The 17,460-nt window shown below is 41.2% G+C and carries 16 protein-coding genes; 12 read left to right on the forward strand and 4 right to left on the reverse strand.

The window, feature by feature from the left end:
* The first annotated feature begins 11 nt into the window (after nt 1–11).
* From H8S51_RS06425 to H8S51_RS06435, 3 genes are all read left to right on the forward strand, one after another.
* Entirely contained in the window at nt 12–1,316 is a 1,305-nt protein-coding gene (locus H8S51_RS06425; protein WP_117921311.1) for a methyl-accepting chemotaxis protein, read from the forward strand.
* A 64-nt stretch (nt 1,317–1,380) separates the two neighbouring features.
* The gene (gene cls, locus H8S51_RS06430) at nt 1,381–2,922 is read left to right on the forward strand and encodes a cardiolipin synthase (protein ID WP_117921357.1); all 1,542 of its coding nucleotides are present in this window, start codon (nt 1,381–1,383) and stop codon (nt 2,920–2,922) included.
* 131 nt (nt 2,923–3,053) lie between these two features.
* On the forward strand, nt 3,054–3,725 hold the full coding sequence (locus tag H8S51_RS06435) for a GTP pyrophosphokinase (RefSeq protein WP_117921310.1): 672 nt from the start codon (nt 3,054–3,056) through the stop codon (nt 3,723–3,725).
* Here the strand turns inward: H8S51_RS06435 and H8S51_RS06440 are convergent.
* The 4 genes from H8S51_RS06440 to H8S51_RS06455 all read right to left on the reverse strand — a co-directional run bounded on the left by H8S51_RS06440 (nt 3,722) and on the right by H8S51_RS06455 (nt 6,586).
* A complete protein-coding gene (locus H8S51_RS06440) occupies nt 3,722–4,864 on the reverse strand; it encodes a pyridoxal-phosphate-dependent aminotransferase family protein (RefSeq protein ID WP_186898956.1) in 1,143 nt (380 codons plus the stop codon). The two genes, H8S51_RS06435 and H8S51_RS06440, sit on opposite strands and share 4 nt — an antisense overlap.
* A 78-nt stretch (nt 4,865–4,942) precedes the next feature.
* The gene (locus tag H8S51_RS06445; RefSeq protein WP_117921309.1) at nt 4,943–5,491 is read right to left on the reverse strand and encodes an ECF transporter S component; all 549 of its coding nucleotides are present in this window, start codon (nt 5,489–5,491) and stop codon (nt 4,943–4,945) included.
* Nucleotides 5,492–5,778: 287 nt separating this feature from the next.
* On the reverse strand, nt 5,779–5,982 hold the full coding sequence (locus tag H8S51_RS06450) for a cold-shock protein (RefSeq protein ID WP_241070936.1): 204 nt from the start codon (nt 5,980–5,982) through the stop codon (nt 5,779–5,781).
* A 97-nt stretch (nt 5,983–6,079) separates the two neighbouring features.
* Nucleotides 6,080–6,586 (reverse strand): DUF5721 family protein, encoded by a 507-nt coding sequence (locus tag H8S51_RS06455; RefSeq protein WP_241070937.1) that lies wholly within the window; start codon nt 6,584–6,586, stop codon nt 6,080–6,082.
* A 166-nt stretch (nt 6,587–6,752) separates the two neighbouring features.
* Between H8S51_RS06455 and H8S51_RS06460 the strand changes: the two genes are divergently transcribed.
* The 9 genes from H8S51_RS06460 to secG all read left to right on the forward strand — a co-directional run bounded on the left by H8S51_RS06460 (nt 6,753) and on the right by secG (nt 17,402).
* The gene (locus H8S51_RS06460; protein ID WP_186898954.1) at nt 6,753–8,045 is read left to right on the forward strand and encodes a M18 family aminopeptidase; all 1,293 of its coding nucleotides are present in this window, start codon (nt 6,753–6,755) and stop codon (nt 8,043–8,045) included.
* A gap of 9 nt (nt 8,046–8,054) precedes the next feature.
* Nucleotides 8,055–9,281, forward strand: coding sequence for a transglutaminase domain-containing protein (locus H8S51_RS06465; protein WP_186898953.1), 1,227 nt, complete (start codon nt 8,055–8,057; stop codon nt 9,279–9,281).
* A 164-nt stretch (nt 9,282–9,445) separates the two neighbouring features.
* Nucleotides 9,446–10,285 (forward strand): DegV family protein, encoded by an 840-nt coding sequence (locus tag H8S51_RS06470; protein WP_186898952.1) that lies wholly within the window; start codon nt 9,446–9,448, stop codon nt 10,283–10,285.
* A gap of 20 nt (nt 10,286–10,305) precedes the next feature.
* On the forward strand, nt 10,306–11,613 hold the full coding sequence (locus H8S51_RS06475) for a bifunctional folylpolyglutamate synthase/dihydrofolate synthase (RefSeq protein ID WP_118209708.1): 1,308 nt from the start codon (nt 10,306–10,308) through the stop codon (nt 11,611–11,613).
* Between the two features lie 87 nt (nt 11,614–11,700).
* A complete protein-coding gene (locus H8S51_RS06480) occupies nt 11,701–13,050 on the forward strand; it encodes an MBOAT family O-acyltransferase (protein WP_241070938.1) in 1,350 nt (449 codons plus the stop codon).
* 14 nt (nt 13,051–13,064) lie between these two features.
* The gene (locus tag H8S51_RS06485) at nt 13,065–13,973 is read left to right on the forward strand and encodes a GDSL-type esterase/lipase family protein (protein ID WP_241070939.1); all 909 of its coding nucleotides are present in this window, start codon (nt 13,065–13,067) and stop codon (nt 13,971–13,973) included.
* 162 nt (nt 13,974–14,135) lie between these two features.
* Nucleotides 14,136–15,698: an ATP-binding protein gene (locus H8S51_RS06490; RefSeq protein WP_186898950.1), complete on the forward strand. Its 1,563-nt coding sequence runs from the start codon at nt 14,136–14,138 to the stop codon at nt 15,696–15,698.
* Nucleotides 15,699–15,764: 66 nt separating this feature from the next.
* Nucleotides 15,765–17,093, forward strand: a complete 1,329-nt coding sequence (gene eno / locus H8S51_RS06495) for a phosphopyruvate hydratase (protein WP_186898949.1) — start codon at nt 15,765–15,767, stop codon at nt 17,091–17,093.
* A gap of 69 nt (nt 17,094–17,162) precedes the next feature.
* Nucleotides 17,163–17,402: a preprotein translocase subunit SecG gene (secG, locus tag H8S51_RS06500; protein WP_117921297.1), complete on the forward strand. Its 240-nt coding sequence runs from the start codon at nt 17,163–17,165 to the stop codon at nt 17,400–17,402.
* Nucleotides 17,403–17,460 lie beyond the last annotated feature (58 nt).

Genomic DNA, 17,460 nt, shown 5'->3' on the forward strand with positions numbered 1-17,460 from the left:
GGAGGATAAAAATGGGTGACACAAAGAAAATGGCATGGAAAAGATTAATGGGTGTTTTTGTTGTATTTTTTCTGATTATGGCAGTATGGCAGATCGTGGTACTTGAGCTGCTGAAAAATGGCGTGATCGGTACGATGGTTGCAATGATACTGATCTGTCTTGCAACTGTACTGTTTTTTGGCATTGTTTTTGCATCAATCAAAACACTCCTGGATGCATTCAGACAGCTTATGAGTGATGGCTCAGAGGTGGAACTTTCCGGTGGTGTTGCTAAGAAAGCAAATAAACTTGCAGAGAAAGATGGAGAAGTCGGACAGCTTGTGCGTACGTTTCAGGAGTCGATCACTTCATTTTCACAGGTTGTACTGGGAATAAAGAAAGCAACGAAGGAACTTGGTGAGGTTTCAGAGAATTTTAAGAATATTTTTAAGAGTATGACAGCTTCACTGGATCAGACAGAGCAGGCAGTGACTACTATTACGGATAATACGATCTCACAGGCTGATCACACAGTCGATATGAAAGAGAAGATCGATGCTATCAGCAGAACGATCGATAAGATTGCAGAGAATGTATCGATGCTTGCAAAAAGTGCAGAGCACATGAAAGAAAGCAACAAGGCAGCAGAAGCAATCATGGAGGAACTTGTAAATATCAGTAAGGAGAGCGGTGTTGCGATTGAAAATGTAAGACAGCAGACAGATCTGACAAACCAGTCTGCACAGGAGATCCGCACAGCAACAGAGATCATAGCCGGAATCTCAAATCAGACAAATCTTTTAGCTTTAAATGCAAGTATTGAAGCTGCAAGAGCCGGAGAACATGGAAAAGGATTTGCAGTTGTTGCAGAAGAGATCCGTACATTAGCTGACCAGTCAAGGGAATCAACAGAACAGATCAATCAGATCGTCAATACATTGATTGATAATTCAAACGTCAGTGTGGAGATCACGCAGAAAGTATCAGAAGCGTTTGTGAAACAGAATGAGAAGATTCATGATACGGAAGAAATTTTCCGTTCCCTGAATGAGGAGATCAAGAATACAAGCGATGCTGTGGATGGAATCAGCGAAGAAGTAAATGTGTTAGACGATCATAAGACGGTAATTGAAAGTGGAATCACCTCTTTGACAGAGTTTGCAGAACAGAATGCCGAGAGTGCGAAAGTAACAACAGAAAACATGGAAGAATTCCAGCAGATCGTTGAACAGTGTGATCAGGCAACAGAGCGCATTGTGAATGTATCCGATGAGCTGGTAGGGTATCTTGGAAAAGTGGATGCAAATGTAAAAGATAAAATGAATGCACGTAACTAAAAATAAATCAGAAACGGAGGAAAAAATACCACATGAGTAAAATTATGTGGTATTTTTCAATATTATGAGAACAGAACAGAAAACATCAGTAAAAAACAGTGTAGGAAGATTGATTTTTGTTGGTATCAGCGTATTGCTTCAGGTCATATGGATCATCAGTCTTTTTATATGGCTGAATAATTATTCGGCAGCAATTTCTCTTTTTTCCACGTTGATCGCGGTCTCGGTTGTATTTGCCATATATGGAATGCATGGAAACATGGCATTTAAAGTGCCATGGATGTTGGTCATTACTGCATTTCCGGTATTTGGTCTGTGTGTATTTGCACTATTTGGAAGGTCAAATCTGACCAGAAATATGAAAAAACGTTATGAGGGCATTGACAGTGAACTTTTCCCATTTTTAGAAAGTGATGAGACTGTCGTAAAAATGCTTCAGAAAAAAGATCTGTCAATAGCAAACCAGACAGAGTACATCTGGAAATATGGTCATTATCCGGTTTATCGCAATACAGATATTGAATTTTATGCGGATGCGTCACAGGGGTTAGAGGCACAGCTTGCAGATTTGAAAAAAGCAGAACATTTTATATTTATGGAGTATCATGCCATCGAGCAGGCAGAATCTTTTGAACGGATTTTTAACGTGTTAAAAGACCGGGCAGTGCATGGAGTTGAAGTACGTATTTTCTATGATGATGTTGGAAGCATTGGATTTATCAATCATGATTTCAGAAAACGTATGGAGGAGAATGGAATTGCCTGCCGTGTATTCAATCCGATTATTCCAGTATTATCGGTATTTATGAATAACCGCGATCACAGAAAAATTACAGTGATCGATGGAAAAGTGGGATTTACCGGAGGGTACAATCTTGCAAATGAATATTTTAATGTCACACATCCGTATGGACGGTGGAAAGATACCGGCATCCGTTTAGAAGGAGATGCTGTAAAAAGTCTTACGGTTATGTTCCTTGAAATGTGGAATGTTGTAAAAAAGACAGACCAGGATTATCAGAAGTACCTGCCGGTGACAGATTATAAAGTAAAACAGGAGGGATTTATCCAGCCGTATGCGGATAGTCCATTAGATGATGAACATGTGGGAGAGAGCGTTTATATGAATCTTATCGCACATGCCAAAAAAGAAATTTATTTTACAACACCGTATCTGATCATCACAGATGAGATGAACCGTGCTCTTGGACTTGCTGCAAAGCGTGGTGTGGATGTGCGGATCGTGACACCGGGGATCCCGGATAAGAAACTGATCTATAAAGTAACACGTTCTTATTATGCAGGACTCGTGCGCCAAGGGGTGCGTATTTATGAGTATACGCCGGGATTTATCCATGCTAAACAATGTGTCTGCGATGGAGAGGCGGCAACCTGTGGCACCATTAATATGGACTACCGGAGTTTGTATCTTCATTTTGAAAATGGAGCCTTTTTATATAACTGTGACGCCGTAGGGGAGATTCGTCAGGATTTTGAACATATTTTTGCAGAGAGCACGGAAGTAACAGAAAAATATAAGAGCGGAAGGTCTGCTGTTTTGAGGGGAACACAGTGTTTCTTGCGTTTGTTTGCACCTCTTATGTAAAAATATTATATAATCCGAAATCTTCACAGAAGTTTAGATAACTTTTCCGTAAAAGTATGGTAAAATAGTAATGAAAGAGTAGCAGGTCAGGAGAAGCTGTTACAAAAGAACGATTCTAAGGAGAAAGTCAAATGGAATACATGGATATTGAAACAGTCAAGGAACTGGATCATGTTTTTGGGGATATTGAAGAACTACAGAAGTTTCGCTGTCTGATGATGCAGTACGAATGTGCAATGTTAGAGGTGAGGACAAAACTTGACGTATTGAACACAGAGTTATCTGTACAAAACAGCAGGAATCCGATCGAATCGATAAAATGCAGGATCAAAGAACCGGACAGTATTATGAAGAAAATGAAGCGTCAGGAGATTCCATTTTCCGTAGATAATATCGAGAAGAATCTGAATGATATCGCAGGTGTCCGTGTTATCTGCTCATTTCCCGATGATATTTATACATTAGCGGATTATCTGGAAAAACAGGATGATATCAAGCTGATCAAGAAGAAAGATTATATCAGTCATCCCAAACCGAATGGTTACCGCAGTCTGCATCTGATCCTTGAAGTACCGATTTTTTTGACAAATGAGAAAAAGATGATGCGTGTGGAAGTGCAGTTTCGAACGATCGCCATGGATTTCTGGGCAAGTTTAGAGCATAAATTAAAATACAAAAAGGACATTGAAAATGCACAGGTGATCTCACAGGATCTCTGCTTTTGTGCGGAACTGATCTCACAGTTAGACGGCAGAATGCAGCAGATCAGAGAACGTTTAGAGGAAAAGAAAGAGGCCAATTAGGCCTCTTTTTTTCTATAATACTTCAAAAACAGATCTGCAAGATTTCCCTTAAGCGTGACACCAAGTTCAGTCAGGGTAGCAGAGAGAGCTTCTAAAGTAGGAACCATATGTTCTAACCTTGCATTTTCCCCCATATGACCGATACGGATCACTTTACCGGAGAGTTCATCAAAAGATCCGGCAAGCATGATATTATATTTTGTTCGCATTGTATCAAGGATAGATTTAGCATCAGTACATTGCGGAATGTCAAAAACAGTTACAGTGTTTGAAAAACCGCTCTGCAGATGGAGTTTTAAACCCGCTTCTTTTACGGCTGCTCTTGTAGCAGAACCGATCCTTGCATAGCGTTCATACAAAGTCGCATCTTCGGCGATCAGATTAAATGCAGCGCGCAGACCGTAGATATCGCTGATCGGCATAGTATATGGAAACCATTTTTTCTCGTAGTAACCGTCGAATGCCATCAGGTTTGCGTAGAAAGATGCAATCGGAGTTTTACGGTTTTTCATTTTTTCTTTTGCGGCATCACTTACCACAACAAAGGTAAGTCCCGGAGGTGCGGAGACTGCTTTCTGTGAGCCGCCGCAGAGAAGGTCGATCTGAAAATCATCGACACATACTTTTTCGCCAAACATACCGGAAACGGAGTCAACGACCGTTAAGATGCCGTACTGTTTGAGCAGTGGACAGATTCTGCTGATATCATTCAACATGCCGCTTGGGGTATCGCAGTGTACAACAGTGGCATAAGTATAATCGTGATGATCTTTTAAATATTCTGCAAGTGCATCCACATCCAGAGTATTTTCGTAATCAGCATGGTAGATTTCCGGAATACCACCGTACATGCTGACAAAATCTGCAAATCCTTTTCCGTAGATACCGTTGTCGATGACAAGAACTTTATCATCCGGTTCTGTCAGGGAAGCACATGCAGCTTCCAGTCCTAAAATCCCTTCACCATCTAAGATCAGCGTTTCGTTTTTCGTGCCAAGGAGGCTGCTGATCAGTTCGCAGGTTTCTTTATAAAAATCATAAAATTCTTCATCCAGATCAGGATTTGTGCAGGCAAAACTGCGTGCACGTCTTACTGGTTCCGGAACCTGAACCGGTCCGGGGGTCATGATCTTATACATATTAATACTAATCTCCATTCCCGCCCGTTTTTTGGGCATTACAAGTTTGAGTGAAAAATGCTATTTTCAAATGAAACTTTATTTGAAAATAATTTTGTTTGCTGCTTTGCGTAAAGGCTCGATGACGATCAGGACTACAACGGCTGCAACACCGATCTGAAACAGATTTCCCGGAATGGAAGTAACCGGTGCAATCCAGTTGCCGTAGATGATACCCTCTGCGATATAATAGCCGACTACTTTGATCACGCAGGCAGCAGCGATGGCGAGTGCATCAAAACCGAGTCCGTGGTGTTTTTCCGTGATCGCACCAACAACATATCCCATAATCGCTACGATGATAAATGTAAAAGGTGCCCATGCTGTCCAGCCGGAGAGAAGGTCAAAGAGTCCCATGCCAATACCGCCGGCAAGTGCACCACTTTTTTTGCCAAATAAAATGGCGCAGATAAAAAGCGGAACATTGCCAAGATGGATCAGTCCGCCGTTTGCAGTGATCGGAAGTCTGACATTGACAAATGCGGTAAATACATAAGTTAATGCAATGAAAAGTGCTGTGATGGTCAGAAACTGTACCTGACCGATTGAATTTTCTGTTTTTACAGTAGTTGTAGATGTTGTGCTCATATTTCTTTTCTCCTCATACGTTTCTTATGACCGATATTATCTGTCATTTATTTATGCATATCTTAAACGCACACTGGTTTATTTTAAAATGCCAGTCAGGTGAAAATTGAGCAGACCAGTTTGAATGGACTACACAAGAAAGAATACTATTACATAAAAAAGAGTGCCGGAAAGCCGACACTCTTTTTTAAATCCATTGTTTACAATATCTTAATCTAACAAATAAAAACTGGTTCTATTTAAAAAGAAAAAGGTACATGTGAAACTACTGATTGTGCTGGTAGTAATTATTTTACTACTGTAACGTTGGTTGCCTGAGGTCCTTTAGCGCCTTCTACTACTTCGAATTCTACAGTAGCGCCTTCTTCGAGGGATTTGAAACCTTCCATGTTCAGACCTGAGTAGTGTACGAATACATCATTGCCCTGCTCGTCAGAGATGAATCCGTATCCGTTTTGGTTGTTAAACCATTTTACTGTACCTTTGTTCATTGAAAAGTACCTCCAAAAAATATTACTGGCTGTATTTACAGCTAGTTAGAGCATATCATAACAATTTTGAAAAGTAAAGGAAAAAAGAGGATATTTTTCAACCTAATTTCTCAATAACAATATCGTGGTTTTTGAGAAAAATCTCGACGAGTCTGTCCCATTCGTGTTCTAAGGATTTATCGGTAGAAAAAATACGATATGATACGCCGGTTGTGAGCATAAGACTTCCATTCTGGAACTTCAGATTCAAAAACATCCCTGTTACATCCTGTGGGGTAAAAGAAGTCTGGATGCTGGCAAGTGTCCGGGACAGATTATCCGGTGACAGCAGAAATACAAATTTGAAATAATTAGGAGTACGTTTTCCTTTGATCAGGTCGAAACAGTGCTGGCGCACTCTGCCATAAGGAAGGAATGCAAGGTCAGATAAGCCCTGTTCTTCTAAATCTTCTTTTGAAAAAAAGTCCGGTGTGATCGTTCCGTCAAAATTCCATACGGCATCTTTTTGTATGGTTGCTTCCTTTAACAGAAAGTGGTCGAATGTATCTGAACACAGAAGCTGGTTCATAAAATTTTTGAGTTCCGGGATATTAAGCGCTAACATGCGGTATACCTCTTTCATATTATGTTCATTTTCATGTGGCACTGCTCATTGCTTACGCATATTGTACCATAAAACCCAGAGAAACAAAATAAAGGATGTAATCTTTCTGATTTTATAGTAAAATAGGGATGGTTTTAATCAGTATTACAGGAAAAGAGGAACTACAATGAACGAGAAAACAGTTTTATTTGATTTATTAAAAGAGGGAGTATCTCCGGTACACGTGGTAAAGGCATGTGCAAAGCGTTTAGCAGATGCCGGTTTTGAAAAGATAGCTTATGAAGAAGAATGGAATTTAAAAGCAGGTGGCCGCTATTATGTGGATCATCATGATACCACACTGTTTGCATTTTCGATTCCTGCGGATGAGATGAAAAAAGAAAAAAAGCCTGCAGTCCGGATCGCAGCGGCACATACGGATTTTCCATGTCTTAGAATTAAACCGTCATGTGATGTTGTAACGAATCGCTATGCACAGGTTAACATTGAGGTGTATGGAGGTGCAATTTTAAATACATGGTTAGACAGACCACTTGGTGTGGCAGGACGTGTGGCAGTAAGAGGGAATGATCCGTTTACACCGGAATTAAAATATTTTGCATCCCAAAAGAATCTGCTCACGATCCCAAATCTTGCAATCCATATGAATCGCGAAGTGAATAAGGGTGTGGAGCTGAATAAGCAGATCGATATGATCCCGGTTGCAGGATTACTTGCAGAAAATGAAACATGTGCTGATTATTTCTTAGGTTTTCTTGCAAAAGAACTGTCTGTTGCAAAAGAAGATATTTTAGATTTTGAACTGACGGTATATTGCAGGGAACAGCCGGAGTATGTCGGCTTAGAGGATGATTTTATCTCATCTCCAAGACTGGATAACCTGACATCCTGTGCAGCATTGGTATCCGGTATCATAGATGCGGAAAGAAAAGACGGTATTAATCTGATCGCACTGTTTGATCACGAGGAGATTGGAAGCCGCAGTAAACAGGGAGCGGGATCTATATTGCTTCACGATATGTTACTCCGAATTCTAAAAGCCTGTGGAGCGGGGGAGAGTGCTCCGGAACTGTTGTATCAGAGCATGCTGTTGTCCGTAGATGTTGCACATGGTCTGCATCCAAATCAGGCAGGCAAAATGGATATTACTAATAAACCGGTGCTTGGAAGCGGCTTCTGTATCAAGGAGGCATGTTCCCAGTCCTATGCGACAGACTGTGAGGCAATTGCGATTATTCAGCAGATCTGTGATCTGAAAAAAATCCCATATCAGAAGTTTGTGAACCGTTCAGATATGGCAGGGGGCGGAACACTTGGTTCTATTGCATCTGCATTATTGCCGGTAAAAACGGTAGATATCGGTATCCCGCTTCTGGCAATGCATTCGGCGAGAGAATTGATGGGAGCAGCAGACCAGGAAGCATTGACGGAACTTGTAAAGGCATATTTTTCACTTTAAGGGGGAAGTGTGAAAAGAAGAAAAAGACATACACTGCTTAAATGTATGATTTTAGCGGTGTTAGCAGGCGCAGTGATCCGATATACCGGAGTATTTCATGATTCTTTCACACCTCCGGGACAGATACAAAGCCAGGTTCATGTAGAACAGAAAAATGCAAAATCCAAAGCAGATTCCGGCACAATAGAGAAACATATAAAAGAGAGTCAGGAAACAGGTACGGAAAATGAAACACCGGAGGCAAAAGTATCGCATGGATATGCTTACGAAACTCTCTCAACGGAGCAGCAGACAGTCTATGATGAGATATATCGGATTATTATGACACATGATTCAAAGGTTCCGGTAAGTACCTGTGACGAAAAGGTATTAGAGAAAGCATATCGTTCTGTCATAGCAGACCACGGGGGGATTTTCTGGGTATCCGGATATAACTATACGCAGTACACGATGGGGGAAAAGACGGTCAGTATAGATTTTTCGCCAAGCTATACAGTGGATCGTGATGAGCGTGATTCCTATCAGAGCCGGATCGATTCAGTGGTGGATTCCATATTAAAAAATGTGGATTCATCCTGGGGAGATTATGAAAAGGCAAAATATGTTTTCGAATATCTGGCTGGAAACATTGAGTATGAAATGGGAACGGAACAGAACCAGAACATTATCAGTGTCTTTTTAAATAAGAAAACAGTCTGTCAGGGGTATGCAAATGCCACACAGTATCTGTTGTCTCTTTTAGGAATACGGACTGTTGTCGTGACGGGAACTGCGGAGGGAGATACGCATGCGTGGAATCTTGTGCAGCTTGATGGCGCATATTATTTTATAGATACGACATGGGGAAATTCTTCTTATAATAATGGTGAGAGCGGTTTTGGATCTTTTATCAATTATAATTATTTCGGGGTGACTACGGCTGAGATCAGCAAGACACATCAGGCGGATGGCACATTGCTTTTGCCGGACTGTACGGCGACGGCAGATAATTACTATGTAAAAGAAGGAAAATATATCACAGAATGGGAACCGGATGTGGTTGGACAGATTTATGGCGAGGCCTATCGCAATGGAGCTGTCACGGAGGAGATCCGTTTTTCGGACAGCTCTTTATATGAGCAGGCAAAAGCGTATCTCATCGATGAACAGCATATCCGTGATTACTGTGAGGGGATTACTGGATTATCCTATATTGAGGATCAGGATCAGAATGTACTGATCCTGAAATTCTCTTAAAACGTATGTCTGATAAAAAATATATAAAATATAATGAAAACCTCTATACAAAACAAAGTTTTTATGATACTGTTATGTAGTAATCAATACTACATGTAATGGAAAGAAATAACATATAAAAAGTTATCAAATAACAAATTGCCGGGTTGTGGAGGTTATCTGAAATGTATAAGATTGTGATTGACAGTTGTGGAGAACTGCCGGAAGATTTAAAAAAAGATGGACATTATCAGAATGTGTCATTGGAGTTAGAGGTAGATGGATATTGTATTCGCGATGATGAGACATTTGACCAGAAGGATTTCCTCCGCAGGGTTAAGGAAAGCGTTACCGGACCGAAATCTGCATGTCCGTCTCCGGATGAGTATATGAAATCATATGAAGGAGATGCGGATCATGTATATGTGGTAACTTTGTCCGGCAGACTGTCGGGATCTTATAACAGTGCCGAACTTGGAAAAAATCTGTTTGAAGAGGAGCATCCGGGCGAGAAGAAGATCTATGTATTTAATTCCCGCTCTGCTTCCATAGGCGAAACATTGATCGGCATGAAAGTACAGGAGTGTGAAGAGGCAGGTATGAGTTTCGAGGAAGTTGTTGAGACGACAGAAAAATATATCAGCTCCATGAATACCTTTTTCGTGCTTGAAACATTAGAGACTCTGCGCAAGAATGGGCGCCTGACAAATCTTAAGACATTTATTGCAAATACATTAAATATCAAGCCGGTGATGGGATCTACCGAGGAGGGATCGATCTGTCAGCTTGGCCAGGCGCGTGGCATGAACAAAGCACTGGATAAGATGATTCAGAATGTGATTGCAAAGACAAAAAACTGTGAGAACAGAGTGCTTGCGATCTCACACTGTAATTGTCCGGAACGTGCCAGAGCAGTAAAAGAAAAATTAGAAAAGTTGGCAAAGTTCAAAAAAATCATTATTACGGATACGGCGGGCGTCAGCACGATGTATGCCAATGACGGCGGTGTCATTATCGCAGTTTAATATAGAAAAAGGACAGTATTATGAAAGAACTGACATATGAGGAAGTATTAGACCAGATTGAACATCAGAGACGGTTTGGCAACCGTCCGGGGGCAGAGATATCTGCACTGATGCTTGAAAAGTTAGGCAGACCACAGCAGAATATGAGTGTGATCCATATAGCGGGGACGAACGGAAAAGGTTCCGTCTCTGCTTTTTTGTGCTCAATTTTAAAGGAAGCAGGAATCCGTACAGGGATGTTCACATCACCACATCTGGTTGATTTCAGGGAACGGATCTGTGTGGATGGACAGATGATATCCCATGAGAAAGTGACACGACTTGGGAATATGCTGCTGGGGGAAGAGTTTGGGGCAGCTTTGACTATGTTTGATTACTGTCTTGCGATAGCACTGCTTTATTATAAGGAAGAACAGTGTCAGGCAGCTGTGATAGAGACCGGACTTGGAGGAAGATTAGACTCGACGAATGCAATCGGTGTACCGGAGGTTACGGTTATCACGAAGATCGGATATGATCACATGGCGATTTTAGGCGATACTTTAGATAAAATTGCGGCGGAGAAAGCAGGTATTATAAAAAAGGGTACAAAACTGGTATTAGAAAGCCAGAAGCAGGAAGCGATGCAGATCCTGCTTGAAACGGCAGAAAAAGAGAAAATTACAGAGATAAGGATCGCGGATATCCATGATGTGACAGACTGCCGCTATGAAAATGGCAGACAATATTTTTCCTGTAAAAATTATAAAGATCTTGAGATGTCAATGCTTGGTGTGCATCAGTATGAAAATGCACTTGCAGCGATTCAGGCAGCAGAAATTTTTTTGAAAAACAGGGGAATTTCAGAAGAAAAAGCAGAATATTATATCAGGGAAGGAATCAGAAAGACAAGATGGGAAGGCCGGATGGAGATTCTTGGCAAAGATCCGTTTTTCATGGTGGATGGTGCACATAATAGCAACGGAGTGGCAGCACTGGCAAAAAGTCTTCGTACCTTGTTTCCGGAAGAGAAGTTTCATTTTATCATGGGAGTTATGGCAGACAAGGATTATGAGGAGATGATTGAAGAATTACTTCCACTTGCTCTTGATTTTAAGACGGTAACAGTCGAGTCAGAGAGAGCACTTGCTGCGAAGGAGTTATCGGAGAAAATCAGAAAAAAGGGAATCTGTGAGGCGGGTCTATTAAGATCTTTTGATGAACTGATGCCGGATCGTCTGGATGCGGCACATAAAACGATTGCATTCGGATCTTTGTATTTTGTTGGGGAGATCAAAAAATATTTCCGAGATGTGACAAAAATAACAAAAAATTTACAAATTTACTAACTTTGCTTAATAGGTGATTATCAGACATTTTTTTGGCTATAATAGTTGTTGTTAAAAAAATAATGTGGATTAGAAAGAGCCGATAAGATGGTATTTAGCAGTTTTGAATTTTTATTCCGGTTTTTACCGTTTTTTTTACTGATATATTATGTGACACCGAAAAAATGGAAAAATGCGGTGTTGTTTGCAGGGAGCATTTTATTTTATACAACAGGTGAGGCAGAATATGTAGTGCTTTTGCTTGCCTCTGTGGTGATCAATTATATTCTGGGAAGATTCATGTACCGGGATACTTATGAGGGAAGAGGAAAAAAACAACTGATTCTGTTGATCATGGCACTGTGCTATGATTTTGGTGTTCTGTTCCTTTTTAAGTATAGTGGACTCATGGATAAACTGCCGCTTGGCATCAGTTTTTATACGTTTCAGATCGCCGCCTATATCATCGATGTTTACCGGGGAAAAGTGCCGGTTGAAAAATCATTTATCCGTCTCGGAACGTATCTGATGATGTTTCCGCAGCTGATCGCCGGACCGATCATCAATTATTCAGAAGTCCGTATGGCTTTATGCAGCAGGACTGTTACTATAGAACAGTTTGAATCAGGATTAAAAACACTGATACTGGGACTTGGAGCAAAAGTGATCGTTGCAGACCGTATCGGGCTTTTGTGGAATAATATACAGTCAATCGGTTTTGAAAGTATTTCAACGCCATTAGCATGGATGGGGGCGTTTGCATACTCCCTAGAGCTGTATTTTGATTTTTCAGGATATTCTTTGATGGCATTGGGACTTGGGCAGATGCTGGGATTTGAATTTCCCAAAAACTTTAAACATCCTTATATTTCAAAATCGGTATCAGAATTCTGGAGAAGATGGCATATTACGCTGGGACGCTGGTTTAAGGAATATGTCTATATTCCGTTAGTTGGCAACAGGAAAGGAAAGGCGCGTACGATATTTAATTTATTTGTGGTATGGAGTCTGACTGCCATCTGGCATGGTGCAGAAGGACATTTCCTGATCTGGGGAGCGTCTCTGCTCGTACTGCTTGCTATAGAAAAAGTGTTTTTATTACAGTTTCTGGAGAAGAGTAAAATACTTTCCCATATATATCTGGTACTTGTAGTGCCGCTTACCTGGGTTGCATTTGCTATTGCGGATGTAGGACAGCTTGGAATTTATTATGCAAGAATGTTCCCGTTTTTTGGCGTGGGAGAGGCAATAAAGCAGATGGATTTTATAAAGTATCTGATGGATTACGGACCACTGTTTCTGATCGGGATTATTTTTTCTACTCCATATCCGGCAGCTTTCTACAAAGTGGTCGAGAAAAAGTGGCTGGGAAGTTTGTCGGTGATCGTGGTATTGGTTTTAAGCCTTTATTATATGGCTGTTTCTACAAATAATCCATTTTTGTATTTTAATTTTTAGGACTGGTGATTAGTGTGAAGAAAATAATGAAATGTCAGGTCGCAGTCTTTTTGATCGTCGGATGGGTGATCCTTTCACTGATCGGTTATTTAAAAAAAGACGGGATCTATAAAAATTATTCCATCAATATTAAAAAAACTCCATATTTTGTATTGGTGTTAGATGGAATTCATGATAAAATTTATCCTTGGAGTAAGGAAACGCCGGACGAATACAGACCGCAGCAGGAAGAGAATGTTGCGGCTACAGAAGTGACAGAACAAGAGGAGACCATACAGCGGACGGAAACTGTGGAGCAGGATACTGAGACGGCGGTTCTAGAACAAAAGAAGTTTATACAGGTGGATGACAGTTATTTTGATGATGCAGTTTTTATTGGCGATTCGAGAACGGTAGGTCTGCATGATTATGGCGGATTGGATCATGCAGATTTTTATGCGACCGTAGGCATGAATATCTATGATCTGTGGAAAGATGCATTCTGTAATGTCAATGGGCAAAAGGTAACATTAGAGGAAGCATTAAAGGCTAAACAGTATAAAAAAGTGTATTTTCAGATTGGTATTAATGAAATGGGACGCGGAACGCTTGACGGGTTTATGAATGAGTATCAGAATACAGTCGAAAAATTCAAAACCCTGCAGCCGGATGCGATCATTTATGTGCAGGCGATCATGCATGTGACCAGCAAAAAATCCGATTCAGACCCGATTTTTAATAATCCGGGTATTGATGCGAGAAATCAGCGCATACAGCAGCTTGCAGATGGTGTCCGTGTGTTTTATATTGATGTCAATGAAGTAGTATGTGATGATCAGGGCGGATTAAAGCAGGAGCTTACGTTTGATAATCTGCATCTGTATGGATCAAAATATAATATCTGGGTAGATTTCTTAAAGACAAAAGGAATTGAAACAGAGTGATAAAGTTGTATGAAAATCATAAGGAAAAATTGAATAAATTTTTGAAAGCGGATGTGCTGGCAGAATGCAGGTCCCAGGTAGATTATGAGAACAGAGTTGTGCTCTGCGTCTTAAATATTGCCATGGTATGCCTGTCTTTTTTGCTGGCATTTCCGTTCAAGGATGTCTGCATATGCAAAAAAAGTATATCTGACAGAAGAACAGAATCAGAGATTATCGCCGGAGGGGCTGCTTGCTTCTTTTAGGGAAGGAATCAACAGCCTTTCTGAGGAATATGTTGCCCAGTTTTATAACGGGAGATATGTATGGGTAAGAGTGGAGGTAAATCTTTTACAGAAACCCGGAAACGGTGAGATCATGGCGTTTATCTATAATCATGATGTGACCAGAGAGAGTAAATTAAAGCAGATATTAGAATGTATCATGACATTTGGTTATGATGAAATTTATACGGTGGATGAATACAGCGGACAGATGGACGAGAATGAACAGACCGGTATACTTCTTTTAATGCTGTCCGATGTTGAGGATATTGTGAAAGAAGAAAAAGAAAAGCAGGAACAGCTTGCAAAAGCGCTGGCGATGGCGGAGGCTGCGAATGAAGCAAAAACAAATTTTCTGGCTGGAATGAGTCATGAGATCCGGACACCTATGAATGCGATTATTGGTTTAAATTCCATGATCCGGTCGTCAATTGATGACAGAAACCAGGTGCTTGATTACACGGAAAAACTTGATTCGGCATCCAGATATCTTCTGGCATTGCTGAATGATATCCTCGATATGTCACGGATCGAGAGTGGAAATATGAAGCTGGCTGTCCGGGCATTTTCCGGGGATAAGTTCTGGGATAATGTCAATATGTTAGCGAAAACACAGGCACTTATGGCAGGTGTTGGCTATTCTTTTGACAGAGAACGGAAAATATCGGAAGTATATATCGGAGATGCCACAAGGTTAGAACAGATCATGATAAATCTGATCAACAATGCGGTAAAATTTACACCGGAAGGTGGAAGTGTTGATGTAGCTGTTACAGAGCAGGAAGTGAATGAAAGAGTACAGCTTACAACAGTTGTCTCTGATAACGGAATTGGTATTGCAAAGGATTTTCTGCCAAAGGTATTTGATATTTTTACACAGCAGCATGAAGAAAATACAAGTGTTTATGGAGGAAGCGGACTGGGACTTTCTATTGCGCACAATTATGCAAGGATGATGGATGGTGATATTACCGTACAGAGTACGGAAGGAGAAGGTACTGTGTTTACCGTGACCGTAAAACTTGATTTTGACCGTCGGAAAAAAGAGCGGAAAGAAAAAACAGAGGATATCAGTTTTGCGGGAAAGAGAATACTGCTTGTTGAGGATCATCCGCTCAATGTCATTGTGGCAAAGGGACTTTTGGAAAAGAAACAGTTTGAAGTCGTTACGGCAGAAAATGGCAGAAAGGCAGTGGAACTTGTGGAAAATTTCCCGGAATATTATTTTGATGCAGTACTGATGGATATCCGGATGCCGGTTTTAGATGGAATCGGGGCAGCCAGAGAGCTCCGTGCTTTAGACAGAGAAGATGTAAAAGACCTTCCAATCATCGCGATGACGGCAAATGCCGGTGAGGAGGACAGAAAACAGACGAGGGAAGCCGGGATGAATGAGCATCTGGCAAAACCGATCGATCCGAAACTCTTGTATGCGACACTACAGAAATTTATTTTGTCATAAAAAGTTATAAAAGATTCCCTGATTACACATACTACGGAAAAAGAATGTGTGAAAGGGGAATTTTTTATGTCATTAAAAATTAACATTACAGATGTACATGCAAGACAGATTCTGGATTCAAGAGGAAATCCGACAGTGGAGGTTGAGGTGACTGCCGAGACAGAGACGACTGGTAAAAAAACTACCGCAAGAGAATCTGTTCCTTCCGGTGCAAGTACCGGAAGATTTGAAGCAATCGAACTGCGTGACGGGGATAAAGATTACTTCGGTCTTGGTGTGCAGAAGGTTGTAGATCACGTAAACACGAAAATCAGGGAAATGCTGCTTGGGATGAATGTATTAGAGCAGGCAAAGTTAGACCGTGCGATGGTGGAACTTGATGGAACCGATAATAAGGGAAATCTGGGGGCAAACGCAATTCTTGGAGTATCACTTGCCTGTGCTAAAACGGCTGCGAAGGCTCTTGATATGCCGTTATACCGTTATCTTGGAGGAACCAATGCCAAAACACTTCCGGTTCCAATGATGAACGTGATCAATGGTGGCGTCCATGCAAAAAATACGCTTGATTTTCAGGAGTTTATGATCATGCCGGTGGGGGCACGTGGTTTTTCACAGGCACTTAAGATGGGAGCAGAAGTGTATCATTTCCTGCACCAGATACTGAATGAAAACGGTATGAGTACGGCAGTTGGAGATGAGGGAGGATTTGCACCTGATTTTGAGGATACAAAAGAGGCATTTTCTTATCTTTCGAAGGCAGTGGAGATGGCTGGTTACCAGGTGGGCAGAGATGTTGTCTATGCGATGGATGCTGCGGCGAGTGAATTGTATGACGAAGCACGTGGCGTTTATGTTTTCCCTGGAGAGTCAGAAGAAAAGGGGGAGGAGCAGGAGATTGTCAGAAGTTCGGAGGAGATGATCGCCATGTATGAGGAGCTTATGGGGCAGTTCCCGATTGTTTCCATCGAAGATGGTCTGTTTGAGGATGACTGGGAAGGCTGGCAGAAGCTGACAGAAAGACTTGGCGATAAGGTGCAGCTTGTCGGAGATGATCTGTTTGTGACGAATCCGAAACGGATACAGTGCGGAATCAAACTTGGTGCAGCGAACGCGGTTCTTGTCAAGGTAAATCAGATCGGAACTGTGACAGAGGCATTAAATGCGATCGAGATGGCAAAATCTGCAGGATATCATACGGTAATCTCGCATCGTTCAGGTGAAACAGAAGATGCATTTATCGCAGATCTTGCAGTTGCGGTCAATGCCGGACAGATCAAAACAGGTGCACCATGCCGCGCGGAGCGTACCAGCAAATATAACCAGCTTTTGCGGATCGAGGAGGAACTGGCAGAAGATGCGGTGTTTGAACCGAAAGAAATTATGAAAAAATAGGTTGAAAAAACAAAACGTCTATGTTACAATGACTAAAGTTGTGAGTTTGTAACCTAGGAGGGAACGATCGTGGCAGTTGTAAAAACAATTTTGACTGTAGTTTTTATTATAATCAGTGTAGCATTGACAGTTATCATCTTAATGCAGGAAAGTAAATCCGCAGGACTTGGAGCAATCGCAGGTGCAGCAGACACATACTGGGGCAAGAACAAGGGACGTTCCATGGAAGGTATGTTAGTAAAGCTGACAAGACTTTTTGTTATCTTATTTATCGTGATTGCAGCGGTATTAAATATGAGTATTTTTTAAGATGAATCGATGGCTGTCGCAGGTGCGGCAGTCATTTTTTTGATTCATAGGAAAAAGG

Source organism: Roseburia rectibacter (assembly GCF_014287515.2).
In the GTDB taxonomy this organism is placed as follows: Bacteria; Bacillota; Clostridia; order Lachnospirales; family Lachnospiraceae; genus Roseburia; species Roseburia rectibacter.

What these genes read in the sequence shown, in the direction of transcription:
- H8S51_RS06425 (WP_117921311.1), top strand. Translation starts at nt 12, where the DNA reads ATGGGTGACACAAAGAAAATGGCATGGAAAAGATTAATGGGTGTTTTT.
- cls (WP_117921357.1), top strand. Translation starts at nt 1,381, where the DNA reads ATGAGAACAGAACAGAAAACATCAGTAAAAAACAGTGTAGGAAGATTG.
- H8S51_RS06435 (WP_117921310.1), top strand. Translation starts at nt 3,054, where the DNA reads ATGGAATACATGGATATTGAAACAGTCAAGGAACTGGATCATGTTTTT.
- H8S51_RS06440 (WP_186898956.1), bottom strand. Translation starts at nt 4,864, where the DNA reads ATGTATAAGATCATGACCCCCGGACCGGTTCAGGTTCCGGAACCAGTA.
- H8S51_RS06445 (WP_117921309.1), bottom strand. Translation starts at nt 5,491, where the DNA reads ATGAGCACAACATCTACAACTACTGTAAAAACAGAAAATTCAATCGGT.
- H8S51_RS06450 (WP_241070936.1), bottom strand. Translation starts at nt 5,982, where the DNA reads ATGAACAAAGGTACAGTAAAATGGTTTAACAACCAAAACGGATACGGA.
- H8S51_RS06455 (WP_241070937.1), bottom strand. Translation starts at nt 6,586, where the DNA reads ATGTTAGCGCTTAATATCCCGGAACTCAAAAATTTTATGAACCAGCTT.
- H8S51_RS06460 (WP_186898954.1), top strand. Translation starts at nt 6,753, where the DNA reads ATGAACGAGAAAACAGTTTTATTTGATTTATTAAAAGAGGGAGTATCT.
- H8S51_RS06470 (WP_186898952.1), top strand. Translation starts at nt 9,446, where the DNA reads ATGTATAAGATTGTGATTGACAGTTGTGGAGAACTGCCGGAAGATTTA.
- H8S51_RS06475 (WP_118209708.1), top strand. Translation starts at nt 10,306, where the DNA reads ATGAAAGAACTGACATATGAGGAAGTATTAGACCAGATTGAACATCAG.
- H8S51_RS06480 (WP_241070938.1), top strand. Translation starts at nt 11,701, where the DNA reads ATGGTATTTAGCAGTTTTGAATTTTTATTCCGGTTTTTACCGTTTTTT.
- H8S51_RS06490 (WP_186898950.1), top strand. Translation starts at nt 14,136, where the DNA reads ATGTCTGCATATGCAAAAAAAGTATATCTGACAGAAGAACAGAATCAG.
- eno (WP_186898949.1), top strand. Translation starts at nt 15,765, where the DNA reads ATGTCATTAAAAATTAACATTACAGATGTACATGCAAGACAGATTCTG.